The organism is Leptospiraceae bacterium, from assembly GCA_016708435.1.
Classification (GTDB): Bacteria; Spirochaetota; Leptospiria; order Leptospirales; family Leptospiraceae; genus UBA2033.
This window is the reverse complement of record JADJFV010000005.1, coordinates 301,799-327,175: the sequence shown is the minus strand read 5'-3', so window position 1 is coordinate 327,175 and position 25,377 is coordinate 301,799. Positions and strand designations below refer to the sequence as shown.

Here is a 25,377-nt window from a genome sequence, read left to right as displayed (position 1 = left end):
TTTGAACAAAATTATATTTTTTTCCGACAGTTCCCGTTGCAATGCTTTCCTCTGCAAATAGACAGAATACAAAAAAGTAATTGTAGAATTAGTAATTTATATAGCAAAAATTTTCTCCAGCATTTCCTACATTTGCCATACACAAACTGAGCTAATACTAAATCAAGTCTTTTCTATTTTAAGGTGTAAAAATCCTCTTATAGGAGGAAAATTCATTTTTTATTTCCAAGACGATAGGCGCTATATGAGACGTAGTATCAAAATGATAACTCTCAAAAAACTTTCACTAAAATGTTAATCCCTCTATCGCCCTTCTTTTCTTCGTGTTCTTCGTGCCCTTCGTGGTTAATTTCTTCCTAGTTTTTCTTAACTTAATGACATTGAGAGGGTCTACCTTGTTTAATTCATATTCTTAGAACATGTTTTTTACCTACTAAGTAAAGGTTGACCCACACTAAAAAACGCCAGCATACAGATTTTTTTTTCTTGACCAATTTCCCTAAAAACCTAACCTTAAACCATGACTAGTAGAGACAAATACCCCACAAGCCATTTTAGAGTAATGGACAGAATCAAAGATTTGTCTCCTGCTCTGCAAAAGAAAATTCAGAAAGAACTTTTGGAATACATAGACTTTCTAGAATTCAAATACACGCCTAAGAAATCAAAGAAAGCGGCTAATCCAGAATTGTCGCAAGAACAAAGAAAAGAATTACTGAGACGACTTGACCATGCAAAGAAATATCCTGAAAAATTAATCACTGCCCAAGAAATTAAATCTAAATGGGGTCGAAAACTTGGGATTCAATTATAATTTCACATCCAAAGCTGACAAAGATTTGGATGAAATTTATGAATACTACGAAGACAAACAAATAGGTCTTGGCAAAAGATTCATTCAAAATGTATTTTCAAAAATTGAGACTACGTTAATTAAACCAGAAAAATATTCGGCAGACGAAAATGGAATTCGTTACACAAGTGTAAATGGATTCAAAAAGCACAGAATCTACTATGTATTTATCACACCTACCATGCTCGCAATCTGGCATTCTGCAAGACAACCCTTCGATAAAATGGAAAGATTAGACGACTAAATCATCATTCAACATTCACAATTTCTAATTCATAATAGAGTTGTTGGTAAATTTAGTTCAATGTCATCCTGAGCCTGTCGAAGGATACTATTTATATTGAGTATGGATTCGACAGGCTCACCATGACAATTTTAATTTAGCAACAACTCTAATTATCTCTTCTTGAACCATTCAGCAACGGCTAATGTATGTAATTCGAAAGCAAGCTCTTCGGGGTGAAAGAGAATTACCCGCTCCGGTGCCTCCTCTGTTGGGGTAAACGGCTGTAAATCGGAAGACTTCATTGGTTTTGCAATTCCGAAAATAAGAACAAGTCTGTTTTCATTGGCACTGTGAACCATAAATTTTTCACATCTTTTGGTTGAATGATGACACCTGCTTCTTCTCTAAGCTCGCGTGCTCCGCCTTCTTGCCAGGTCTCTCCGGTTTCAATGAATCCACCGGGTAATGCGAGTTTGCTCTTCCTGTGGTTCAATTCCGCGACGAACCAGAAGAATTCCTCATCAACGGGAAGTAGTATTACTGCTACTGGAATTGGGTTCGAATAAGTAATCTGGGAACAGGTATCGCAAGTGATTGAAAGGAATATTTTTCGGGAAACTTTGCTCCACAATAAGAACAATGGGAATTTTTTTATACATATAGACTCTGGACTTAAGAAAACTACAATCGTTAAATTCAGAATTTTTATTGATTGCTTTTTGAATGTCTGAATTTGTAAACTCCGACAAATAAAGAATAGCCTCTATGAACCGAGAATTTTTAAAATTACAATTTGTAAATTTACATTTATAAAAAATAGATCTTTTGAATTTTGTTCCCGTAAAATCACAGGAGTCAAACAAACAATCTTCAAAAGTGACCGATTCAAAATCTACTTTAGAAAAAGTATCTTTTTGAATTTGCAGTCTACCATTTCACTTTCAGAGAAATCTACTTCCGAGAAATTGCATTCGTCTAGGTGATTATTCTTCCATTTAGAAAAAGACTGCAATTGAATTTGAAAAATTAATCCCGATAAACTTTGAATCATAAAACAGAGAACGGCTAAGATTCATTACCCGTATATTTCTATTTTCTAAGAAAAATTCTTTTAGCTTATAGCCAACTATTTTTCCCTGTAGATGATGATTGGGATATTTTTTAGATAAGTATTGCACTTCCTGCTCAATCGAGGAGCCTACTCTTTCCCATTTGAGGTTTGCATTTTCGGGAAGGCTTTCCAGAAATATATGGTGATTATCCAGTAATTGATTCCATGTATCGTCAGTTAAAAACTGAATTTCTTTTTTTTCTAAACCGATACTCTGGAAGGCATTCTGTAATCCATAATTGACTTCTTCTAGAATTTGTCTTTCTTTTCCTTTTGCTCTTTCTATTTCAAGACCGGAATCGATTAAAAAATCTAGCATACTATCTTTGATGTCAATTTTTTCCTTTGACTGCCTTTTGATTTCCTCCAAAGGGATAATAGGAATTTCCCTCGAAATAAATTCTCGTATTTCGTCATCTAATGTAACGATATTTAACCTTACTCTCTTTAGAATAAAATCCATTATTGTTCTAGTTTCAATTTCCAATTCACCTAGAGACTTTGACTGAGCGGATACTTGTAATTTACCATCACTATTTCGAATCGTATAGATAGAGAGATTGCGCATAATCTTAATTACTCCTTCTCCCAGAGCCCAACCCTGTCTACCATTAGAAATAAGAATTAGAAAATCAATGAGTGCATTTTCGAGAGAATGAATTTCCTCTCTTACTTTGGTATCTGGAATTTTCTCAGCCTGCGCATTATCGAATAAGTAATAGTTTGCGCTTGTATTCCAAAAATTGACCTTATGAATTTTTCCTTTCTTGGTTACTCCATAACTTAGAACACCAAGAATTTCATTTCGCCGAACAAAATAATCCTTTGCTGCAATCCATTCATCCTCTTCTGTCGGAGTCTTGAGACAAAATCGCACATCCTCCCCCGGCTCTAAAAAACCAATCAACTGATTTCTCAAGTCTACCCTTTCCTGATTCTGCATATCTAGGATAATAATTAAAGCACCCTTCCTTGTAAAATATTTCTTCTTTACAAAGAACATATCTCAAAAAAAATAACAAGCACGGGGTGTAGCGCAGTGGTAGCGCACTTGTCTGGGGGGCAAGTGGTCGCAGGTTCAAATCCTGTCACTCCGAAAAGCTTAGCGCTTTGCTGCTTTCATATCTTTTTTAAAAAATACATTTCAAAAAAGTCGCAGTGGTAGTGCACTTGTATGGGGGACGAGGCTCCGTTAGCCATCAGGCGGAAGGAGCCGACCGTCTTACCACGCAAAGGCGAGCCCCCACGTCAGGCGAGAGGGCGGTTTATCCTAAATAGCCGCAGGTTCAAATCCTGTCACTCCGAAAAGTTTAGCGCTTTGCTGCTTTCATATCTTTTTTAAAAAATACATTTCAATAAAGTCGCAGTGGTAGTGCACTTGGATGGGGGACGAGGCTCCGTTAGCCATCAGGCGGAAGGAGCCGAGGTCTGCTAGGCGAGCCCGTCAGGCGAGAGGGCGGTTTATCCTAAATAGCCGCAGGTTCAAAACAATCACTCCGAAAAGCTTAGCGCTTTGCTGCTTTCATATCTTTTTTAAAAAATACATTTCAATAAAGTCGCAGTGGTAGCGCACTTGTATGGGGGACGAGGCTCCGTTAGCCATCAGGCGGAAGGAGCCGAGGTCTAGGCGAGCCCGTCAGGCGAGAGGGCGGCTTATTCTAAGTAGCCGCAGGTTCAAAACAATCACTCCGAAAAATTCAAAATTAATAATTCAGCATTCTTAATTAATCCCTACCCCTTAGCCACCTTTAGAAATATTTTAATTTCTTCGTAATCAATTCTATCTAAAACCAATTTTAATTTTTCCCCGAGAAAGTATGTCTTCGTAAATTTCTTTGCATAGAAAGAAAAATCATTTGGCATAGTGAGTTCAATTTCATTCGTAAACTCGGTGAATGGAACAGCCCCTTCTGTAAGAATCTCGTCTAACTCTACAAAAACTACATGTGGCTTAATGCCAGTAATCGTTCCTGTAAATTCTTTCATTCCAGTTGTTTCTACAAATCGACAGGCTTTTAGTTTTAGAATATCACGCTCAGCATCGGCGGCACGCCTCTCTTCTGTGGAAGTATGAGCACCCATGATCTGAATTTCGTGAGCGGTATAGGCGTATTCTTCTTTCATGATGAGAGCTTCGAGGGCACGGTGGCAGACCAAATCTGGATAACGGCGAATAGGCGAAGTAAAATGACAATAGTCTTTAAAACCAAGACCCCAATGCCCAAGAGCTTCTCCACTGTAATAAGCTTGCATAAAACTTCTAAGTAGGAAGTAGTTGAAGATTTTCTCTGCGGGATGATTTGCGATTTCGACTAACGCACGTTTAATATCGTCGTATTCCGTAGACTTTAGTTGATACTTAAACCCGTAGAGCTTTAGAAATTCATTTAGATTTTCTAATTTTTCTTCGTCCATGGTTTCGTGAATACGAAAGAGTGCGGGAATTTTATTTTTACGCAAATGTTCGGCTACTTTGATATTAGCCGATAGCATCATTTCTTCAATTAAAATATGACTGTTTAGTCTTTCACGCGTTTTGATTTCGATTACTTTTCTGTTGTCCTTGTCTGTTACAACATAGGTTTCTTTGAAGTTTAAATCTACTCTACCGTTTTCGATTCGGGCTTTTTTAAGTCCATTCGCTAAGCGCATAATCTTAAATAGCCAGTTGTCAGGATGTCCTTCTAGAATTTCTTTTTCCGCTCTCTCGTATGTATAACGCTCATCTACTTTAATGACGCTTTTATAAAACTTCGCAGAATAGATTTTTCCAGTGTAGTCTCCTTCCATTTCTACTGTAAAGGCTAGACGGTTTTGTTTTGCAACAAGACTACATAGGTTTTCGGAAAGTTCGGGCGGAAGCATTGGAACTACTTTATTTGCGAGATAAACGGAAGTTGCCCGATTGTATGCTTCTTCGTCAAGACTAGAGCCTTGCTTCACATAATACGAAACATCCGCAATATGCACATAGAAGCGAAGACGTTTTTCTTCTTCGATAAAGCTAATTGCATCGTCAAAGTCTTTTGCAGTCTCTCCATCAATGGTGACAGTGTATAAGTCTCTGAGGTCAACGCGTGTATGCCAGTCATCAATCGTATCTTCTTTTATTTCTTCTTGAAATTCTAGAGATACAGTATCAGGATAGACTTGGTGGTAATTGTATTTCATTAAGATGCGGTTAAAGTCAATGTCTTCTTTTTCACCGGACTCTACTTTTATAAAAGTAACTTCTAGAGTAGCTTGTTCCTGATAGGCATGTTCTTTTAGTTTTACAATTAGAACATCATTTGGTTGAATCGACTTTGTGATTTCAGACAATAAAGTTTTCTTAGCAATGAGTCCTGATTTTTCTTCTCCTGTCATATCTAGGAGCTTACCGTGAATATACCCTCCTTCTATTTCTGTTACCTTCATGCGGTAAAGAATTCTTCCCCGTTTAAGAATACTGATGACCTCTCCTTCTAGCCTATCTTTTTTTCCAATTCCAATTGGAATTACTTCGACTGTATCTCCAGAAATACTCGTATCTGTAAAACTGGCTGGTATAAATATCTCATTTCCGGAGGCTAACTTTACGAATCCGTCCCCTCGGCGGCTAAGAGAGATTGTTCCCGCCATGCTAAATGGTTTGTGCACGGAGATAGTTTTTTTATCTAAGGTAACCAGTCCTTCTTTTTCGAGTAACCAGAATAGCTCTTCGATCTCTACTTTTCTTTCGTCGTCATGCTTGCGTTTTCCTTTCTCATGCTTCTTGTGTTTTTTATCTTCGTTTGATTCGAGAAAGTGTTTATAAATATCCGATTTAGTTATTTCTTTTCCCGCTTTTAATTTTAAGTATTCTACAATACTTTTAATGAATTTATTTGGTTTCATATTTTCCTTTTTATATTTATGATTGCATTTGTTGTATCTATGAATTTGACTCATCCGACAGCACTATCCCATAGAGGTTAATAATAGATTACCGCGATATTGAAACTGAAATGATTTTATCACCAAGAAGAGGAGGAATCTACTGTTATAATAAAAAAACGGCTGAGAGGACAATCTGTATCTAAACCTAAAGCAATGCCTTTTTTTAGTCAAGTATATTCTATAACAAAAAAAGACTATTCAAAGAAGAAATTATCTGAAAATCTGTGAATCATCCGTGATGAAGTTCAATAAAATCAGGCTCATTAAAGCGATTGTGTTTTGTGCATTCCTTGGGATTACACTCTTTTATCTCATTTCAAGAATCAGAACCTCTGAAATGAAATCACAGGCGCCTATCGCCGTAAATGGTATTTTAAATACTACCTCGTGGAATTTTAAAGAGAAAGGAATCTTAAAATTAGATGGAGCCTGGGAATTTTATTGGGCTCATTTCTATACACCGGAAGACTTTATTTACAATCAAGTATCAAAGCCAAGCTTTCAATCGGTTCCATCTATTTGGAATAAGTATAAACTAGAGGACAAGAAATTATCCGGCAATGGATTTGCTACATACCGCCTCAGAGTGCTAGTTAAAGATAAGTATCCTACTTATGCGATGAAGATCATAGACGCTGCCACCGCCTATAAAGTCTGGATTAACGGTGAACTTCTAGCCAGAGCAGGAACGATTGGAGAAACAAAAGAAACAATGTCACCTGCTTATAATTCGCGGGTAATTGAGTTTAAACCCAATGGTGAGGCTATAGAAATTATTTTCCAAGTTTCCAATTTTTATCATTTCAAGGGAGGTCTTTGGAACTTTATAGAATTTGGACTTGCCGAGCATATTGAAGAATCCAGAGAAGATCAAACCAATTTTGAATTCTTCATGTTCGGTAGCTTGTGCATAATGGCGTTTTACCACTTCGGGCTTTATGCTCTTAGAAAAAAAGATAAATCTACTTTGTATTTTGGCTTTGTCTGTCTTATCATTGCACTTAGGATTTTACTCACTGGAGAAAGATATTTATTCAAAATTTCAGAAGATACTATGTTTTGGATTTTTCTTGTCAAGTTGGAGTTTATGACGGTTTTTCTTACCACTCCTTGTTTTATTTTATTTTTAGAATCTATCTATCCCGAAGACACGCATAAATTTATTTCAAAATTCACAATCACTATCGCATTGTTCTTTTGTTTTGCCACCTTGGTGATGGATACTTCCATTACTACTGGTTTTGTTCAATACTTTCAGTTTTTACTATTCTCTCTGATTGCATACATCGCCTATATATTGATTGTTATCAATAGCAAAAAAAGAGAAGGTGCTTCCTGGGTAGCATTTGGGCTCATCGTTTTTTTAGGTGCCTTGATTAATGACCTACTCTATTTGAATAATTTTATCTACACAGGATTTCTCTTTCCAGTGGGGCTATTCGTTTTTATCTTCTCGCAGTCATTTATTCTTTCGATGCGCTTTTCGAAAGCATTTGCTACAGTAGAGTCTATGAGCGAAAAACTATTAACATTAGATAGATTAAAAGATGACTTCCTCGCAAACACTTCTCACGAACTAAGAACACCTTTAAATGGAATCATCGGTATCGCAGAATCTATGTTAGACGACGCAACAACTAAACTCAATTACGACACAAGACAAAATCTTTCTTTGATTGTAGCAAGTGGTAGAAGACTCAGTAGCCTCGTAAATGATATTCTAGATTTTTCTAAACTAAAAAATCATGAAATCGAATTACAAATTAGAAAGATTGATTTAAGGCAAATTGCAGACTTAGTAATTCGTTTGTCGGAACCGCTCGTTGTAGATCGAGATTTAAGATTAAGCAACGCTATATCAATTGATTTTCCAGAAATTGAAGCAGATGAGAATCGGATAATTCAGATATTCCACAACCTTATAGGCAATGCAATTAAATTCACAGAGCAAGGAGAAATTAAAATCTATGCTGAAAGTAAAATTGGTGCAACTACAATCTACATAGCCGATACAGGCATTGGAATTTCGAAAGAAAAGTTTGAGATTATCTTTCAGTCCTTTGAGCAAATAGACAATTCAACATCCAGAGAATACGGTGGAACCGGTCTAGGACTTGGTATCACCAAACAATTAGTAGAGCTACATGGGGGTAAAATATGGGTAGACTCTACTTTAGGGAAAGGCTCCACTTTTTATTTTACAATTCCTGATTTGAGTATAGGGAGTAAAAGCAAATGGGACAATACTCCCCTACTCAAGGGACAATTCTTTTTACCGGGACTAAAAACAGAAGTTCCAATTCCATTAGATAAGATCATCGAAATCCCTAAAGAAATTAAGTCAGACAAAGTAACAGAGAGATACACTATATTAGCCGTAGATGATGAGCCTATCAACTTGCAGGTAATTGTAAATCACCTCAAGGACTTAAACTATCGATTGATTACTGCAAACAATGGAGTAGAAGCACTTAAGATAGTTGAAAAAGAAATTCCAGATTTAATTCTACTAGACATCATGATGCCAAAGCTTTCTGGATACGAAGTATGTAAAACACTTCGTTTAAAATATCCCATCCACACTCTTCCGATTATCATTCTCTCAGCCAAGAATCAGACAAATGATATTATCCTCGGTTTAGAAATTGGTGCCAATGACTATATGCACAAACCATTTCATAAGAAAGAGTTACTCAGCCGTATCCACAACCAATTATCAATCAAGAAAGCAATTGAGGATAACAGCCGTCTTATCACAATTGAAAAGGAACTTCAAACCGCCAAGAAAATCCAGGCAGATATTCTTCCTGATAAAATTCCTATCTTAGATGGAATTAGAATTAGCACTACCTATTTACCAATGCATACTGTTGGAGGAGACCTCTATGACTTTCATGTCATCAGTAAGACAGAGATTGGAATTCTAATTGCTGATGTAGCAGGTCATGGAGTATCCGCTGCTATTATCATGGGAATGGTTAAGCTTGCCTTTAAGACAAATAAAGAATATGCCCGAAACCCTGCCAATCTTTTAGAGAAGATGAATGATACACTTTTCGGAATTGCCGGCAAAGGATATGTAACCGCTGGTTATTGTTATATCAATTTAGAAAAAAAAGAAATTACATTTAGCAGTGCCGGTCACCCTGCTCTAATTTTACTAAGAAGTAGATCTACCGAGATCAAAGAACTACAACCAAAAGGAGCAATACTCGGAGCATTTCCAAAAATCAAATGCACAAACGAGCTAATGCCTATTAAACTCGGAGATAAAATTCTTCTTTATACAGATGGAATTTTGGAAGTAAGAAAAGAACCCAACAGCACTGTTTTTTATGGAGAAGAAAGATTTATTGACTTTATACAAAACAAGCATGGCTTAGTCGGTCAGGATTTCCTAAGCTCTATCATCGATGATGTAAAAGCCTACCGTGGTATAGAAGATGAATCCGTAGGCTTCGAAGACGACATCACACTTGTGTCAATAGATATAGTTTAAAATATATCATCAGCGGGGATTTCTTCTATGTCTTGCGCAAAATAACTAGTAGGCGCAGATGTTTGAGAGTGAGTTGAATCATGAGAAGTACCGCTATCAGAGTTTGATTTACCGCCTAGCAATTGAAAATTCTCTACTCGAATTCTAACTTTACTGAGTTTCTTTCCATCAGGTCCATCCCAAGTAGATTGTTCCAATCGACCCTCTACCATAATCTGTTTGCCCTTACCCCCATACTGTTTTAATATTTCGGCGAGCTTGCCCCATACGGAACACTCAAAGTAATTGACTATGTCTTTTCTAGTTCCGTTGTCCATATAACTTCGATTATTCGCAACACTGAAATTTGCGAGCGATGTTTGACCTACCGTTTTGAATTCGGGATCTCTTGTCATTCTTCCAATTAATATTACACTATTCAAATCATTTGCCATAAAATTTCCTCTCGGTAAGTTATTATCTTATTTTAAAACTACATACAGACAAAATAGCTTAATTTTTTAAAGTTTTTTTGGGAATCTCTTTTTTATTCGATTCTTTCGGGTTAGCTTCTACTTCATTGTAGCCATGCACCTTGGAAAGTATTTTTTCGAAAGCCATTAAATGCTTAAGATAGGCTTCTCTCTTAAATTGATTTCGAATTGGATTTGCTTTTGTGTTTTCAAGAGAAGAGAGAGTGTATTTGTAAGGAGTTCCATTTTCTTCTGCGTCTTTTTTGGAACTCGCGAAATAAGCATCCGTATGACTCGTGATAAATATTTTATCATCGTGATCGGGATTTCCGAGTGGATCAGTATCTATTACTTCAATTAATTTCTTGTCTAGAGTAGAAAGATTATGCTCAAAGATTCTACTCTTAACCTTCATAAGTCTGACATTCGCCAAATCCAAAGTATCCGCTTTATCACCAATGCGAGAGGAAAAGAAAAGTATCATGGACTTACTTCGAGATCCAACTGCTACTCCTTTATTTACAATTTCCCCTTCTACAAAATCAAATAGTTCTACCTTGATACAGTCTGCAGTTTCTTGTTGGTTTTTATTTAGGATGCAGTCTTCCCCCTTAGTAATTCCTCTCGATAAAATTGTTTTATGAGGAAGAGAGGAAGTCTTCATAGAAAGAAGACTTGCATATTCTGACAAAGAGAGATTTGCCTTTGTAATATTTTGATTGAGCAGTAATTCTGCCTTACGGATATTACTGCTAGAATCCCTGTCTTCTTTTGGTTGATGAACGATGAAAGATTCAACCTTCTCTTCCCCAAAAAGAGGAAGAGAAACCAAAACTAACAAAAGGAAATAATTCATAACTTGGTTCAATTAATAACTAATTGAGCGGCTACTAATTCGTTTCCTTTGGGAGAGTATTTCCAGAATTGTCACCGCCCTGTGTATCGCCCCCACCCTGTTGCGGTTTTTTATTTCTGTTTCCATGCCGTCTAAATCTGTTACGGTATTTGTTTCTTTTAAAGGGCGGCTTACCGTCCTTAGGCGCAACAGCTTCTCCGTTTCCTTCCACAGCCTTCGCAGCTATTTGCGGTTTTTCTTCCGTATCCTTTGGAAGAATCTTTTCTTCTATTAAATCAGATTTTTCCACCTTGCGAGGATGATGATGTCCTGTAGCACTTTCCTTGGAAACATGATTGCCTTTGTTAAAACGTTTTGGCTTTCTTTCAGGACGATCATTTCTATCATTACGAAACGATCTGAATCTCTCTCTTTCGCCCGCACCTGCTTCATTATGAATCATTCTTTGAGAAGGCTTTGGTCTATTGCGTGTAGAAATTTCCCAGAAAATGCAGACTGAATTGCTTCTTCTTGCTTGTCTGCCAATGCGTTGATCTTATAAACCATAAACGCTTCGTAGAAAAAATCCTTCTTACGAAATACTTCATTGTGAGTAGGATTGTGCTCTTCTGTTTTAAAAAATCTCTTTTGACTTGCAAATATTTTAATGAGACGCTCTTTGTCTTTCTTTGGAATTTCCATACGAGCACAAATTGGATCTATAGCAGTTTTGATAGAATGAATCATGTTTTGCTTATTCTTATCTTTTTCCAAAGTGTCCGTAACTAGATCACAGAAGATTAAGGCAAAGAAGATAACAGAAGTTAGCTCCTCACGTTCTTGCAACATTCTATCCGCGATTACTAGACGTTTGCCTATGTTCGATTCCAGGAATTCTTTTTGCCAGGATGGATTTTTCTTAGAAACCTCTAAAGCTTCTTTGAACAATACATCTAAGAGGAAATTCTCTGCAAGTCCGTTAAAGATTTCCGAAGTATGCCAGGTGCGGAATATTTTATTATACTCCTCAAGCATTCGAGAAGAAGAAGCCTTCTCTAATTCGAGACGATTTTTCTTAATTCCCAATTTTGTTTCTTTATCAAGAGTTAGACCATGAAGCGTTTGAAACTTAACGGCTCTAAGCATTCGAACAGGATCTTCTTTGAAAGAAACATCGGGATTCCCAATCACTTTGAGAATTTTGTTTTTTATATCATCAAATCCACCAACGAAATCTATAATGGAATCATTTCTAGGATCGTAGTAAAGAGAATTGATGGTGAAATCACGTCTAGCTGCATCTTCTTTGGCAGTTCCATAATTATTGTCACGACGTAGAAGATAATCTTTGTCATCCGCTTGTTTACCAAGTCTGTGATCGGGAAGAGATCGAAAAGTAGATACTTCTATAATCTTTCCTTTGAACATTACGTGAACTATTTTAAATCTCTTTCCGATGATACGGCAATTATTGAAAATATTTTTTATCTGATTGGGTGTGGCACTAGTCGCTATGTCAAAGTCTTTTGGTTTTTTCCCGAGTAAAATATCTCTTACCCCACCGCCTACTAAAAATGCTTTATGATTGAATTTGGTTAATCTATGCATAATCTTGAGAGCATCTTCATCGATTAAGTTCTTTCGAATGATATGGGAGTCTTTGTAGTAGCGCTTACCTTCTGGAAAAATTAGGATGTTTTCAACTGTCTGTGGCTTTTTTTTAAAAAGGTTTGCTATAAATTTTATCATGTGTATATTGTCTAAGCTAGGATTTTATCTATTAAAATCAACAACAAATTGACTAGGACACTAGGCTGCGAAAACTTGGAACTTTAATAGATGTATACGCTCTAATGGAATTATCGGAACATAAACTGAATTTGCTTGAGAGAATGACTCTTAAGTCCTATGAATTGAAAAAAAGTCTTAAAAAGATTCATACGTTCGGAAAAACCAAAATTTCTCTCCTTTTTATACCGCATAGCAATGAGAACATTGTAAAGGTAGAAATCTCTCACTATTCCCTAGGCTTTTTATTATTAATCATAGTAAGTCTCCTTAGTTTAGGACTCAGCTTCTTTGGATACTACCTATATACTAGAAATGATCACCAATATCTTTACAATCGAGGTAATACCGAGAAAGTTTTTTTCTTACACCATGACTTGATGGGAGATATTTTAGAAAATACAATTGAAGACCTAGCCTCAGAAACGGAAGATCTTTACAAGGCAACCTGGGAAAGGTCGCTTCGGGATACGAAGACAAACGAAGAAATGGGACTTATCCAAGATGAACCGGAAAAATTGGAAGTAGCCAACGCTTCGAATTTAGATTCCAATATGAAGATTTACACTTACACTGTGGAAAAATTTGCAGAAGTATTCGATAGCCTTTCCAATCTAAAAGCAAATTTCCAAAATTCAATGGACTATCTCGAAACAAGAGAGAGTATTTTTGAGTCTATGCCAAGAGGAAGACCGCTTGGTCCGGGTGTTGGCTTAATCACTTCCACTTACGGACATAGAGAAGATCCATTCTATGTGGATGTAGGCGAATTTCACAATGGTATTGACTTTGCGTCCGCTAATGGGACTCCTATTTATGCGACTGCGCCGGGAGTAGTAGCAGATGCGTCCTCTTCTGATGGAGGACTTGGAATGCATGTGCGTATCAACCACGAGAATGGATTTTTTACCATGTATGGGCATTGTTCTAAGTTACTCGTTGCCGAGGGAGACATCGTAAAACGAGGAGACATCATAGCTCACGTAGGCTCTACAGGAAAAGCGACAGGTTCGCATTTACATTATGAAGTTCATATAGGACTTGACCCACCGATTAACCCGCAAGAATTTATCAACATAGATTAGTTTTTCATCTTGATTCGTAAAGAAAACAGGCATCTCTGGTAATAATATGATAGATAGAATTCCAATACCCTTTCTCGAAAGCATTTGGGGTGGTCCTTCCACCTTTTCCATTTTAATGCTGATAGCATTTCTAACCGGTTCAAAATTACTTCCGCTCGAATACAAACGCAAAGGCTTAGTGCCCGAAGCTGCGGATACGATTGTTTTTCTTGGAGTCCTTGGCACTTTAGTTGGAGCAAAGATTTTCTACATCTTCGAAATTTGGGATCAAATCTTCGTAGTGCCTGGAATGTTTTCTTATCCGTGGACTCATTGGAACGGTTTCCAGGAATTAGCCGATCCCGCTTGCGAAGCCTGTAAGACTAGCATGGGACTTTGGAGTTCGCTTTTTAACGGAGGCGGTCTTGTATTCTATGGTGGATTTTTATTTGGAACCCTTTTCATTTATTTTTATTTAAAATGGAATGAATACGATCTAGGTAAATACTACGATGGAATGGCTCCGACTATGGCAATTGGTTATGCAATTGGACGACTCGGTTGTTTTGTATCGGGTGATGGTTGCTACGGATTTCACACAGACGCAAATATTCCTCTTTTTGTATTTCAATTCCAGGGCGCTCATCCTTCGGGAGTTCCTGTTTGGAATACACCCGTAATCGAATCCATAATTTCGTTTGGATATTTTTTCTACTTCCACTACTACGCGAGATTTCAAAATTTCAAGAAGTGGAGTATTTTCTTTCAATACATCGCCTTACACGGATTTGCCCGTCTATGCATTGAGTTCCTTCGTGTGAATAAGGCTGTTATACCTTTCGTCGATCCACCGCAAATGGTAAACATTCCCGATGCAAGCGGCAACCCTACTTTCCTAACAGGCTACTACTGGCATGGATTTTCTCAATCTCAATACATCTCCATCGCCTTTATATTAGTATCCGCCATTTTCTTTTTCAAGATGAGACTCTGGGAGAAAGAAAAAGTAGCTTAGGTAACAATGCATCAAAGATACTATCAATAATACTATTAAACTTACTCTCAAAGATACTGTTAAATTTTTTTAAGTATAGATGATAGTATCTTTGATAGTATTGTAGATAGTAAATTTCTGGAGACTAATCTTTTACTTCCCCCAATCCATACGGCGGATAATACCACAATTCCCGAAATCACATAGACCAGCGTTTATGTCTATATTCTGTGGTGGCTTCTTATTTATGACATTTAATTGAATGGCTGAAAATCCATGTAACAATTGCACGACGGAGCCTTCCGAAAAATCCGTTGCCATTTCGATTTCAATAAGATAGAAATTGGATGTATCGTGAATTTCGCGTAAAAAGATTTTATCAGTAACAGAAAATTTTTCTAAAAGTTCTTTAGACGAATAATCTTTTATGTCATGGAGTTCATAGATTGCAATTTTGTAGCCTTTACTTTTATCGTCTGCAGCAACGCCAATTCCAGTTGAAAACATTCGACCTTGCTTCACTAAAATGAATTGCACAGTCTGTTTATTCATCAGAAGGAAATTATACTTTTTAGGAGTTAAATAGAATTTTCTCCTTTGCAATTCTTTTTTTACAATGCTAATTCTTTCAGTAAGCACGGCGTGTTCGTTCTCAATCTCCTGTGAAACTAGAACAATCGAAATTAGTAAGGACAATAGGATTAGAATTTTAAGTTTCATTTTTTTGGTAAATCGCCGTTAGACTCAATTAGTTTTTTTACTTCTATGGCAATCGTATTTAGCTCTTTTACTTTTTGAAGAGGAAAAGATTCCTTATGCGTATGATTTGTAATTTTAGCGATTTTCTCTAAATTTTTTGCAATAGATTCCAATAATACTTTTTCCTTCTCGGAAGTAGATCGGTAAATCAACGCGGCTAATACATCTAAGTATATTTCTGCGATATTAGGTTGCCTTAGAATCTCGGCATAGACAGGGGAATAATTCCGAATAATTCCTTTGCTTCCGATGTGTAATCCTTCAAGCCAAGCGCCCAATTCCACGAGCACAGCAAGATTGTCTTTTTTCGTAGTATGGAGTGCTTTTTCAATTTGGTATTCTAGATGAATAATTCTTTCATTTAGAATGGAATGATCCTGCCTGAGTGTAACAGCATTGTCAAGCGCGGAAATAGCATCTTTTACATCCGAGGTTATACCCAGATTATCCGCTAAGTGAATAAAAGTCGATCTTGCTTCTACTGCTTTCAATTTTTCATCTGCAAATAAAAGAACAGTTCCATCTGCAGAACGGTATCCTAAATTGAGTGCAGTCTGAGCCTCTGTTTCATACTTGCTATTTGGACTTGCTTCAGCCAATTCCTTCCAAGGAAAGCCCATTGTATTTAAGAAATGAAAGGAATGAACTGGTGAAGGCATAACATAGTTTTTGCCATCAATAATAAAATTAAACTGAACATCATCTTCTACAGAAGGAACTTGGGACTTCTCTTTGTAGGAATAAAATCCAGTCACGGTTAATACTGTCATGGTGACTAACGTTAGAATAATATATCTGTATTGGTTTATTTTTTCTGTCATAGTTTTTTTGAATTTAATCATTTTGTTTCCTAATTAACGAATGCATGTGCGCCCATAATCTAAGGCTGTGCAAGGAATTCTTCCTGTATCTGATCTTCTCCAACCCGCATTCCTGGCGCGAATTGGATCACTGTAAAACTCTTTTTCATCGGTATGATCATAGTAAAAATCTTTCAATTCCTCCACAGTCTTTAAAGGCATCGGAGCATAGGCAACAAGTAAATCGACCGAAGAATACTCATTAGCCGCAGAAGATTCGAGCAGTGTAATTTCAACTACATAATGGTAGCTTTTGTCTGAAATTTCTTTTATGTATGCCCTAGACTCAATTTCTTCTCCGTCAACAGCGTGTTCTCTTGACTCCTCATTCAACTGAGTAAATAAAACCATACGAACTTTATTCACATTTTCATCCGTAGCAATTCCGATTGCGGTCTTGGAAAGATAAACGGGAACTGTAATAACATATCGGACAGATTCATTTTTTTTTAGACCGATGTGAAATCGCCTACCCCCTTCTATCGTATAATGCCTGTCTTTGAGTTGAGAAGTAACTCGATTTACATTCGAGGCTAAATTTCTACCGGGAAAAACTGCATTGGATAAGATTGGACTAAGCAAAATTAGACTTAGAAATAAAATTTTTATAATTTTCATAATGATTTCATTGATAAATTCATTTGAGACGTTGACCTTTTTTCGTCTATTTTTTTATTTTCCAATTCTAAAACTGCTAACAGATTTTAAACTAGGAGCATTCAGCCATTCAACGCATTTCTGCCAGGTCGTATTCTTCATAGAGAAATCTAATTCCAAAGAATAACAAAAAACATTGAAAAGATAACCTTCCTTTTACAACTTGTCTATGGATTGAAAATATCCAATTCCAAAAAAAGGGTCTCCTCTTATGTTCAAGAAATTAAAACGAATAGCGGTTACTTGTATTTTGCCTTTTATTATTCAATCAACACTTCTCGCCGAAGATGAAAAGAATGCTACAACAAAGCAAGATACTCAGCAAAGCACACCGACGGAAGAAAAAAAAGAACCTAAACCTAAGAAAGATGAAGTTTTAGAAGAGAGTTTTTTTAAACTGGAAGATAGAATAGTAGTAACTGCTAGCAGAACAAAAGAAAATTTACAGAATGCTCCTGCTAGTGTGATTGTAATTACGGAAGATGACATTCGCAATCGAGGCTACGCGAGTATAGACGAAATACTTTACGATTTACCCGGATTTGATTTATCTTTTTCAAATGGAATTCCTTATATCATGGGCTATCAAAGAGGTTATAGAACTCCTTTCATGTCTAGAACTCTATTCATGATAGATAGCAAAGTTCAAAACGATATGTATACGCAAGAAGCCGAGTTATCCCGTCAAATTCCTATGTCGAATATCAAACGAATCGAAGTATTATATGGACCTGCCTCAGCGGCTTACGGACCGAATGCGTTTCAGGGGATAATCAATATTATCACCCATGATGGCTCTAATCCTAAAAAGGGCAAAGCTTCTGAAAATGGGAATTATAGTTCGACAAAGATTTCTCTGCAAGGCGGAAGTTACAATACCAGAAGCATTGACGCAGGAGCACATGCTAAGATCGGAGACTGGCTATTAGCCGCTTCGGGGAAAGTATTTAAGAGTGATGAGCCTGATTTATCCAATCGTTCTAGCTTTAATACAAATTATTGGTATAGCAATCCGACCGTATGGGGAGGAATTCGTTACACTCAAAATAACGACCGATCCCTTTCTAGTTATTATGATCCGACTCGCGACTACGGAGCAGTAGCCAGTGTGACAAATGGTGCCTTCAAAGTAGGAACCATAATATGGAGTCGCAATGAAGGCTATGGAATGAAATATCCAGGGGACAGAGCACAGAACAATGGAATGTGGGAAGTATTAAATAAACAATCTTACTTGGAATATACGAGTATAATAACGCCTAGCCTCACTTCGAATACAATGTTTTCCTATCGTGAATCAGCTTTTAGAGGACAATGGTCAGAAGCCGAACCAGATTGGAACCCTGGACGAAAACAGTATTCCTATTTAAGTCAAACCTATTGGGGAAATCAAAATAAAAGTTGGTTGTTTAATCAAAGCTGGGAATACAAAGTAACTAGTAATCTCCAATTTAACACAGGTGTAAAATTTGAAAAAAGAGATATGACTAAGCAATTTGATATTCCTGGTTATTTTCCGGGTTCTTATAATTCATGGAATCAGTATGAAGGAAAGCCTGCCTTGGATCTAACATCGATTTTCCCCAATGGTCCTGCTGTGCAATCTAGTAGCAATCCTATTTACATCAAATTACCCGATGGTAACAAAAGAATGCCTCATAATAATATCGCACAAGTTTATGATATGGGAGGATTTGCAATTGCAACTTATGAGATTGGAAAATTTAGATTCAGTCCGGGTATGCGCTATGATCATAATTCACTCTATGGACAATCATTGAATCCAAGAGCTACAGCCATTTACAAATACAGTCGAACAGGGGCAATCAAGCTGTTATACGGAGAAGCATTTCAAGAACCAGCTTTCATATTATTGTTTGGGGGTTGGTCTGGGCGAAAGGCAAATGAGAGATTAAAACCAGAAAAGGAAAGAACAACAGAATTAATTTTAATGGAGCAATTTCATAACTGGCTAGCAGAGGCTTCTATCTATTATTCTCGCTATGAAAATGTAATCAAAGAAACAGCAAAGAATGAAGGCTCAAGAAAAATCTACGGACTAGAACTTAGGAATAAAATTCTATTTGGAAATCCAATTCCCAATTCGTCTAAAATGGATGTATTCTTTTATTATACCTATACGGAAGCGTTAAGCGAATCCTATTACAATTTCGATGCTCCAAGGACTAACTGGACGCCAGCCGGAGTAAATCCAGAAGATTGGATCTCTGGAACAACAGCACTTGGTAAATATGAAAACGCCTACTATACGGCTAATCCAAATACTCCCCCACTCCCAAGAAAGAAATCTTACTCGACGCTCGGTGATATTTCTCCTCATAAAGTAAGTCTAGGAATAAACCTACCTATACAAAACATAATGAATATTAACCTCCGAGCCAATTACGTAGGACCGAGAGAACTCTATTTAAGTAATGAGCTTCGTAATAAAGGATTACCGTTTCAGCGGGATAAAGGTATTATCCTCGACAACTATGTTTTAATCAACGGCTCGTTTTCTTTTTTATTCAAATATACAACACTTGTTGTAAAAGTATTTAACCTACTCAATCATTCATACACTCATTCAGGACAAGAACAAGCAGATGCTGGAAATAATTTCTACGATAGATCAGGAGGTTATAGAAATTCTATCTTACCACAACCGGGCAGATACTTCCTATTTACCTTAAACTTTGAATTCTGAGATTGGGTTGCCACAGAGGCACTGAGACACAGAGAATCGAAAAAATATTTTTACAGTCATTTCGAACATCGTTTTACGGTTGGGTTTTTCACTCTAAGCAATTGTCGATGTGAGAAATCTATTTGATAACAAAACAGTAGTGTTAAGCAAGATAGACCTCTCACATGCGAAGGTTATTGCACATAAGGGCAAACAAGAAGCAGTTCGAGGTGACTGGACAAATCCAAAACCTCTCTGTGTCTCGGTGCCTCCGTGGCAATTAGATGTTACTTATTGTTAAGTGCGGCTACTCCTGGTAATACTTTGCCTTCTACTAATTCCATAGAAGCACCACCACCGGTAGATATATGCGACATCTTATCTGCTACACCTGCTTTATTTACGGCAGATACGGAGTCACCGCCACCTATGACAGTAATCGCACCTGTTAAAGAAGCAAGAGTATTTGCAATCTCTACAGTTCCTTTTGCAAATTTTTCCATTTCAAATACACCAACAGGTCCATTCCAGAAAACTGTTTTTGCTGTTTTAATTGCTGCTTTAAATTCTTCGATAGACTTTGGTCCTATATCAAGACCCATCATATTAGAAGGAATATGATCTACGTCTACAGTTTTTGTTTCGGCATCGTTTGAGAATGCACTTGAGACTATCGCATCTGTCTGGAGGATAAACTCAACATTTTTCTCTTTTGCTTTTGCCATTGTGCTCTTTGCTACTTCTAATTGATCTAATTCAACAAGAGAAGTGCCAATTTCTTTTCCCATTGCTTTAAAGAAAGTAAATGCCATTCCACCACCAATGATAATTTTATCTACTTTATCCATTAGCTTTTCAATAACTGTGATCTTAGAAGAAACCTTTGCACCACCAATGATAGCGACAAATGGCTTAGCTGGATTTTTTACTATTTTCTCTTCTAGAAATTCTAATTCTTTTTCCATTAAGAATCCGGCAACTGCTGGAAGGTATTTAGCGAGAGTCTCAGTAGAAGCATGAGCACGGTGAGCAGTTCCAAATGCATCATTTACATAGATGTCGCCATACTTGGCAAGTTCACTTGCGAGTTTTTCTCTATCTTCTGCGTTTTCAGAAGTTTCTTCTTTATGAAAACGAGTATTTTCTAATAATAAAACTTGTCCACCGGAGAGAGCATTCACTGTGGCTAATACAGCTTCGCCGATACAGCTATCAGTAACTTTTACTTCGCTACCTAATACTTTTGCTAAATGAGCACCAATAGGCGCCATCTTGTGTTGTCCATTGATATAATCTTGTTCATTAAACGGCTTACCAGCCTTATCTGCTTTTTCTTTTGCTTTCTTGGTATCTTTCTTTGGGTCACCTAAATGTGACATTAAAACGATAGACTTTGCTCCATGCTCTAAAAGATATTTTATAGAAGGAAGGGAGGAGACAATTCTTGTGTCATCTTGCACGACTCCATTCTTGATCGGGACATTGAAATCCACTCTCATAATTATTCTTTTGCCACTTACGTCGCTGTCTTTAATTGTTTTTTTGCTGATTGCCATTGGTTCCTCTTTCTCGTTATGATTTACAATGAAATCCTGAAAGATACCCTTTGAAAGGAAAGCACTTTTTTTATTTACTCTTTCTTAAATTTGCGGCAATGGGCTGGAGATATTACGCCCCGTTGGGGCTATGGTATAAAGCCCTCCGGGCGTAGGCTTGCGTAGACTGAAAGGACGATGCAATGTATTTCAAAAAAGCCTTATTTATATACTAATATTTCGACTAACTTACTAGATATATAACGAAGGGCTAATTTGGATTTGCCGGAATAGAGATAGTTGTTACCTTTTCGTTTTGCTTTTTTACCTAAGAGTTTTTCTACTTCTTCTTGCTTGGCACCTAATTTTAATTTATTGCTAAGAGCAAATGTTGTAGAGTCAGTCATTTTTATTTCTGTCACTATATCTTTTTCGAGAGTAACTACAGCACCGTATTTTTTATAAATGAGAAATTCAGAATTTCCATTTCTATTACGTGAATCCGCTTCTCCCCATTTAGAAATCAATTGCTTTTGTGTGTTTTCTAGTTCCACTCCTTCTAGGCTCACTGGCTTACTAGGAGTATCCGCACTTGCTATACTAACACCAGATTTTGTAGAAAGATACTCTGCCCATTTAGAATCGGAGTCAAAAGAAGTAAGGTATTCTTTAGACCAATCCGCACTTGCTTTTTTATCGCCAATTAATGTTTCTAGAATTGCTAGATTTAAAATAGGAGTATGTAGATCAGAGACATACGTCTTGTTTGCCGCTTGACGGAGTTTGATCTCCTTTAGAAATGTAGTCAGTTGTAATCTGATATTTTCATCAAAGAAAGAAGCCACGATTAGTTTTTGTGTATGCTCGACTAAACCGGGAGCTACTAATCTTAATATTTCAAGAGCTTTCTTCTCTTCTGAATTTTGTAAATAAACTACTGCTAGATTATTGCAATTTTGAACAGTAGGGGTTTTAACTAACTCTTCTCCAATCAGTTTTGCCATTAGCCGCTCTTTTTTCTCATCCGAATAGGAAAGTAAAACTGAATAGTTAGAAGCAAATGCTGGATCGGGAGATTTAGAGAATGCAAGCAAGTAAGCATCCTTAGCAGCATAGTATTTATCAACATCACCTGGAATTTTTAAATCTCCCTTTGTTCCCTTTTCCCCACCAAATACCATTTCATCCCTAAAGGCTGGCATAGATATAATAGAGCGTAGCCCCTGCTCTTCAATGGAAACTGTATCCAACCAAATCTTATGTAGACAAACAGCATTCGCTTTTAAAAGTTCTGAATTGTCTTTGTATTTTTTTAAAGCAGAAGTAATTTCTTCATTGGCAGCTTTTAGATTTTGTCCAAGCTGAATATCAGCAAATGTCTTCTCCATTGTGAACGCCCATGCATGTAATTCCTTTTCATCACTCGGAAACTGAGAAAGCCTTTCATGAGGACTTGGATGCGAAGTAAAATAGGGAATCGACTCGGGAGAATTCTTCAAGCCTTCTTGCTGTAATTCATTTAGAATCTTTAACATGGAAATCATTCCACTTGGTTCAAACCCAGCTTTCTGATAATACAAAAATCCACTCATATCAGCATCAAGCTCCATCTCCTGTCCAAAGCGGATACTAATGAGTTCACTCTCAGCCGTAATCGTTTTAGTATCGCCTTCATCGCCTATAATTTTCTTTACTTTCTGAAATGCATGCTTGTTATAATAATGTGCTAGTTCATGAGAAAGGATTGCGGATAACAAAGATTCTCTCATCGCATCTACGGATTCTTTCTTATCTTTTAAAATTGTCCCTATTTTTTTATCTAGAAAATCAAGAGTTCCAACATGTATAATAAATTGTCCTCCGGGAAATGCGCCTGCGTTAAATGAATTATCTTTTATAATCGCATAGTGTAAGTTAAATGACTCTTTGCCGCTAGTCGCAATCAATTTAGCAAAACAAGTATCAATCACCTTCTTCCAACCATTATGATTTTCAAGCGATCCCTTCGCTTTCACATAATCCCTGTAAGCCTCTGCACTCTCTTTTTCTAATTTTACTAGTATCTTTTCATAAAGCCCTCTTGCCCCCGGAACGGCTGTAGGTTGCACGGAGATAAAATTCTTCAATTGTAAATCTTTTACAACTACTTCCTGATTTCTTAAAATTAAATACTCCGATTGATCTAACAGCAATTCTACTTTTCCATCCTCTCCTGTCTTAATCTTAGTTGAGAGCGACAAATTAGAATTTACCTCTGGCTTAACACTCTTACCCGCTTCTGTCATTTCTACAGAGCCATTTAGTCTTGTAAGCTTGGCTGTGGTTGCTTGTGAGAAGATGGGGAATGTGAGAAAGATTAGGAGTGCAATATTAAAAAAAGATTTCCCTATTCGTTGTAGGGGTTGAATATATTCAACCCTCTTTTGTATTAACGAAAATAATTTGTATAATGTAGACGTTTGCATAAACTTCTCCTGTAGATGCTTAGATTATTAGAGTTTCTTTTCTGCTTTACAAGCAAGCGTTTTTTATTTTAAGAAATGACTTACCTCACCCCAATATTGTAGCACTTATCGGAATAATCACTTTCCATAAACAACAAAGGGCGACCAATAAAATGGATCAGTATAATCAACGGATGCCGCTTTAGTCTTTTTGTAAAGATTCTTCTGTGTAAGTTTCAGTGCATCTACGGATGTTAGCTTTTTGTCTATTAGGTTTTTGTAATATTCTTTGAAGAAGAGCATGGTGCCTGTGTCGTCTACAGACCAGAGTAGCAAGAACATTCACAGGGGGCTATCGTTCTAAAGCTAACGGAGCGTAATACCTGCCTGCATAGCCTGCAAGGACTATGCAGGCAGGTATTTGAATAAGAATCAAGCCACATTCCTCTTCTTCACATCTTCTCTTACAAGTTCCGCAGGATTTCCTTTTTCTGTGTGCATCCAATCGAATACACGCTCGGAAATTAAAATCCTTCCATGTTTGGAATTAGCGGATACTTAGGAGTATGCTTTGGCTTAAAATGTTTCTTAATCCATTTGAAAAGTTCTATAGAGTCAAGATTTTTTTGGATTCAAATCTACTTTGTATTCCTTCGTGCTTGTGATTTTTTTCGTTTGTCCATATCCTTACTTTTTACATAACCGCAATCTAGGGGCAATGTAGAAGCCACATAGAAGCCGAGTTCGGCTTCTATGTGGCTTCTATGTGGCTTCTATGTGGCTTCTATGTCCCTCTTACGTCCCTTTTATTCTGCATTTATTTAAGTAGTTTACCGATAGTTATCTTGTAATACACTTAGTTTACCTACCCTTTCTTACCAATTCAGGCATACTATTTCAATTATCATAATACATTATAACAAAGGAGCCACCTATGGCAAAATTACAAAATGGAATATTTAAGGATCTCTCTGGAAGCATTGGAGATTTGAACTTTTACAAATGGAAAAACACAGTCGTTCTTAGAGCAAAGAGAAGTCCCTCAAAAAAAAAGCCCACGCAGGCACAAATTATAGCGAGAGATAAATTCAAATTGCTCAGTAGTGTGTTTAGAGGATTATCCCAATCAGCCGCTATCGGATTTAAATCTCACACTTCTTCTATGTCTGAGCGAAATGCTTTTTTTAAATACAACCACTCTTCTATTTTAAACTTGGAAGGTGAGTTAAAGACTGATTACCCGCAATTGGTTCTAAGTGAAGGAACTCTCAAAGGCATAGAGGTAGTATCCGCAAGCCCTGAGAATTCTTCCTTTTATTTTCAATGGAAGAATAAATCCATCACTGACAAATCGGATACCGTATACCTTGTTCTACTCCCTCTCAACGAAAACTATCGATCTATTCAATCTCAATCTTCTGGTAAAGAGGAAAGTCTTAGGGTAAAGTTTCCTTCTTTCTGGAATGGAGCAATCTTTCATGCCTATGCATTCAGGCAGAACCAAAAGCAACAAGTTTCCAATTCTCAGTATCTAGGAGAGTTTTGTAACTACTCAGCATAATACAATGCCACAGAGGCACTGAGACACAGAGAGATTTCGAGAGAGTCTACTTCACAGAATAATGTTTGATTTCGTATTTAACGGTTATTATTCAATTATAATTTGAATCCGATTTTTCCATTTGCTCTCTTTTAC

The 25,377-nt window shown here is 36.9% G+C and carries 19 protein-coding genes, 1 tRNA gene and 1 pseudogene; 8 read left to right on the top strand and 13 right to left on the bottom strand.

Features of this window, described 5'->3' with window-relative positions:
* Positions 1-520: 520 nt before the first annotated feature.
* Together IPH52_11525 and IPH52_11520 are read left to right on the top strand one after the other, a co-directional pair.
* Entirely contained in the window at positions 521-814 is a 294-nt protein-coding gene (locus IPH52_11525) for a hypothetical protein (GenBank protein ID MBK7055660.1), read from the top strand.
* Complete coding sequence (locus IPH52_11520) at positions 798-1,097, top strand: type II toxin-antitoxin system RelE/ParE family toxin (protein ID MBK7055659.1); 300 nt, start codon at positions 798-800, stop codon at positions 1,095-1,097. The genes IPH52_11525 and IPH52_11520 overlap by 17 nt, the downstream gene beginning before the upstream one ends.
* 280 nt (positions 1,098-1,377) lie before the next feature.
* On the opposite strand, the gene IPH52_11515 is transcribed toward IPH52_11520, so the two are convergent.
* The 3 genes from IPH52_11515 to IPH52_11505 all read right to left on the bottom strand — a co-directional run bounded on the left by IPH52_11515 (position 1,378) and on the right by IPH52_11505 (position 3,109).
* On the bottom strand, positions 1,378-1,710 hold the full coding sequence (locus tag IPH52_11515) for an NUDIX domain-containing protein (protein MBK7055658.1): 333 nt from the start codon (positions 1,708-1,710) through the stop codon (positions 1,378-1,380).
* Positions 1,601-1,942 carry a pentapeptide repeat-containing protein gene (locus IPH52_11510; GenBank protein ID MBK7055657.1) on the bottom strand — a complete coding sequence of 114 codons (342 nt, stop codon included), beginning with the start codon at positions 1,940-1,942 and terminating at the stop codon, positions 1,601-1,603. The genes IPH52_11515 and IPH52_11510 overlap by 110 nt, the downstream gene beginning before the upstream one ends.
* A gap of 132 nt (positions 1,943-2,074) precedes the next feature.
* On the bottom strand, positions 2,075-3,109 hold the full coding sequence (locus tag IPH52_11505; protein MBK7055656.1) for a hypothetical protein: 1,035 nt from the start codon (positions 3,107-3,109) through the stop codon (positions 2,075-2,077).
* 106 nt (positions 3,110-3,215) lie between these two features.
* On the opposite strand from IPH52_11505, the gene IPH52_11500 reads away from it, so the two are divergent.
* Positions 3,216-3,287, top strand: a tRNA-Pro gene (locus IPH52_11500).
* A gap of 634 nt (positions 3,288-3,921) precedes the next feature.
* On the opposite strand, the gene IPH52_11495 is transcribed toward IPH52_11500, so the two are convergent.
* Positions 3,922-6,066, bottom strand: coding sequence for a VacB/RNase II family 3'-5' exoribonuclease (locus tag IPH52_11495; protein ID MBK7055655.1), 2,145 nt, complete (start codon positions 6,064-6,066; stop codon positions 3,922-3,924).
* Positions 6,067-6,346: 280 nt separating this feature from the next.
* Here IPH52_11495 and IPH52_11490 point away from each other — a divergent pair, with 280 nt between their 5' ends.
* Entirely contained in the window at positions 6,347-9,607 is a 3,261-nt protein-coding gene (locus IPH52_11490; protein ID MBK7055654.1) for a SpoIIE family protein phosphatase, read from the top strand.
* Here IPH52_11490 and IPH52_11485 read toward each other — a convergent pair.
* The 3 genes and pseudogenes from IPH52_11485 to pcnB form a co-directional block, all read right to left on the bottom strand.
* Positions 9,604-10,041 carry a single-stranded DNA-binding protein gene (locus IPH52_11485; protein ID MBK7055653.1) on the bottom strand — a complete coding sequence of 146 codons (438 nt, stop codon included), beginning with the start codon at positions 10,039-10,041 and terminating at the stop codon, positions 9,604-9,606. The genes IPH52_11490 and IPH52_11485 overlap by 4 nt on opposite strands.
* Positions 10,042-10,099: 58 nt before the next feature.
* Positions 10,100-10,915 carry a hypothetical protein gene (locus tag IPH52_11480; protein MBK7055652.1) on the bottom strand — a complete coding sequence of 272 codons (816 nt, stop codon included), beginning with the start codon at positions 10,913-10,915 and terminating at the stop codon, positions 10,100-10,102.
* Positions 10,916-10,949: 34 nt separating this feature from the next.
* A pseudogene (gene pcnB, locus IPH52_11475) lies at positions 10,950-12,640 on the bottom strand (polynucleotide adenylyltransferase PcnB).
* 107 nt (positions 12,641-12,747) lie between these two features.
* Here pcnB and IPH52_11470 point away from each other — a divergent pair.
* Positions 12,748-13,767 carry a M23 family metallopeptidase gene (locus IPH52_11470; GenBank protein MBK7055651.1) on the top strand — a complete coding sequence of 340 codons (1,020 nt, stop codon included), beginning with the start codon at positions 12,748-12,750 and terminating at the stop codon, positions 13,765-13,767.
* 46 nt (positions 13,768-13,813) lie between these two features.
* Complete coding sequence (locus tag IPH52_11465; GenBank protein ID MBK7055650.1) at positions 13,814-14,761, top strand: prolipoprotein diacylglyceryl transferase; 948 nt, start codon at positions 13,814-13,816, stop codon at positions 14,759-14,761.
* Between the two features lie 132 nt (positions 14,762-14,893).
* Here IPH52_11465 and IPH52_11460 read toward each other — a convergent pair whose 3' ends face one another.
* The 3 genes from IPH52_11460 to IPH52_11450 are packed head-to-tail and all read right to left on the bottom strand — an operon-like array spanning position 14,894 to position 16,977.
* On the bottom strand, positions 14,894-15,460 hold the full coding sequence (locus IPH52_11460; GenBank protein MBK7055649.1) for a hypothetical protein: 567 nt from the start codon (positions 15,458-15,460) through the stop codon (positions 14,894-14,896).
* Complete coding sequence (locus IPH52_11455) at positions 15,457-16,341, bottom strand: hypothetical protein (GenBank protein MBK7055648.1); 885 nt, start codon at positions 16,339-16,341, stop codon at positions 15,457-15,459. Before IPH52_11455 ends, IPH52_11460 begins: the two co-directional genes overlap by 4 nt.
* A gap of 12 nt (positions 16,342-16,353) precedes the next feature.
* Positions 16,354-16,977, bottom strand: coding sequence for a hypothetical protein (locus IPH52_11450; protein MBK7055647.1), 624 nt, complete (start codon positions 16,975-16,977; stop codon positions 16,354-16,356).
* A 250-nt stretch (positions 16,978-17,227) separates the two neighbouring features.
* On the opposite strand from IPH52_11450, the gene IPH52_11445 reads away from it, so the two are divergent.
* A complete protein-coding gene (locus IPH52_11445) occupies positions 17,228-19,723 on the top strand; it encodes a TonB-dependent receptor (GenBank protein ID MBK7055646.1) in 2,496 nt (831 codons plus the stop codon).
* Between the two features lie 266 nt (positions 19,724-19,989).
* Here IPH52_11445 and IPH52_11440 read toward each other — a convergent pair whose 3' ends face one another.
* The 3 genes from IPH52_11440 to IPH52_11430 all read right to left on the bottom strand — a co-directional run bounded on the left by IPH52_11440 (position 19,990) and on the right by IPH52_11430 (position 24,023).
* Positions 19,990-21,258: a phosphoglycerate kinase gene (locus tag IPH52_11440; protein ID MBK7055645.1), complete on the bottom strand. Its 1,269-nt coding sequence runs from the start codon at positions 21,256-21,258 to the stop codon at positions 19,990-19,992.
* A gap of 200 nt (positions 21,259-21,458) precedes the next feature.
* Complete coding sequence (locus IPH52_11435; GenBank protein MBK7055644.1) at positions 21,459-23,702, bottom strand: M48 family metallopeptidase; 2,244 nt, start codon at positions 23,700-23,702, stop codon at positions 21,459-21,461.
* A 117-nt stretch (positions 23,703-23,819) separates the two neighbouring features.
* Positions 23,820-24,023, bottom strand: coding sequence for a CHAT domain-containing protein (locus IPH52_11430; protein MBK7055643.1), 204 nt, complete (start codon positions 24,021-24,023; stop codon positions 23,820-23,822).
* 592 nt (positions 24,024-24,615) lie between these two features.
* Between IPH52_11430 and IPH52_11425 the strand changes: the two genes are divergently transcribed.
* Entirely contained in the window at positions 24,616-25,242 is a 627-nt protein-coding gene (locus tag IPH52_11425) for a hypothetical protein (GenBank protein MBK7055642.1), read from the top strand.
* The last annotated feature ends 135 nt before the right edge of the window (positions 25,243-25,377 follow it).

What these genes read in the sequence shown, in the direction of transcription:
- IPH52_11525 (MBK7055660.1), top strand. Translation starts at nt 521, where the DNA reads ATGACTAGTAGAGACAAATACCCCACAAGCCATTTTAGAGTAATGGAC.
- IPH52_11495 (MBK7055655.1), bottom strand. Translation starts at nt 6,066, where the DNA reads ATGAAACCAAATAAATTCATTAAAAGTATTGTAGAATACTTAAAATTA.
- IPH52_11490 (MBK7055654.1), top strand. Translation starts at nt 6,347, where the DNA reads ATGAAGTTCAATAAAATCAGGCTCATTAAAGCGATTGTGTTTTGTGCA.
- IPH52_11485 (MBK7055653.1), bottom strand. Translation starts at nt 10,041, where the DNA reads ATGGCAAATGATTTGAATAGTGTAATATTAATTGGAAGAATGACAAGA.
- IPH52_11480 (MBK7055652.1), bottom strand. Translation starts at nt 10,915, where the DNA reads ATGAATTATTTCCTTTTGTTAGTTTTGGTTTCTCTTCCTCTTTTTGGG.
- IPH52_11470 (MBK7055651.1), top strand. Translation starts at nt 12,748, where the DNA reads ATGGAATTATCGGAACATAAACTGAATTTGCTTGAGAGAATGACTCTT.
- IPH52_11465 (MBK7055650.1), top strand. Translation starts at nt 13,814, where the DNA reads ATGATAGATAGAATTCCAATACCCTTTCTCGAAAGCATTTGGGGTGGT.
- IPH52_11460 (MBK7055649.1), bottom strand. Translation starts at nt 15,460, where the DNA reads ATGAAACTTAAAATTCTAATCCTATTGTCCTTACTAATTTCGATTGTT.
- IPH52_11455 (MBK7055648.1), bottom strand. Translation starts at nt 16,341, where the DNA reads ATGATTAAATTCAAAAAAACTATGACAGAAAAAATAAACCAATACAGA.
- IPH52_11450 (MBK7055647.1), bottom strand. Translation starts at nt 16,977, where the DNA reads ATGAAAATTATAAAAATTTTATTTCTAAGTCTAATTTTGCTTAGTCCA.
- IPH52_11445 (MBK7055646.1), top strand. Translation starts at nt 17,228, where the DNA reads ATGTTCAAGAAATTAAAACGAATAGCGGTTACTTGTATTTTGCCTTTT.
- IPH52_11440 (MBK7055645.1), bottom strand. Translation starts at nt 21,258, where the DNA reads ATGGCAATCAGCAAAAAAACAATTAAAGACAGCGACGTAAGTGGCAAA.
- IPH52_11435 (MBK7055644.1), bottom strand. Translation starts at nt 23,702, where the DNA reads ATGCAAACGTCTACATTATACAAATTATTTTCGTTAATACAAAAGAGG.
- IPH52_11430 (MBK7055643.1), bottom strand. Translation starts at nt 24,023, where the DNA reads ATGTTCTTGCTACTCTGGTCTGTAGACGACACAGGCACCATGCTCTTC.
- IPH52_11425 (MBK7055642.1), top strand. Translation starts at nt 24,616, where the DNA reads ATGGCAAAATTACAAAATGGAATATTTAAGGATCTCTCTGGAAGCATT.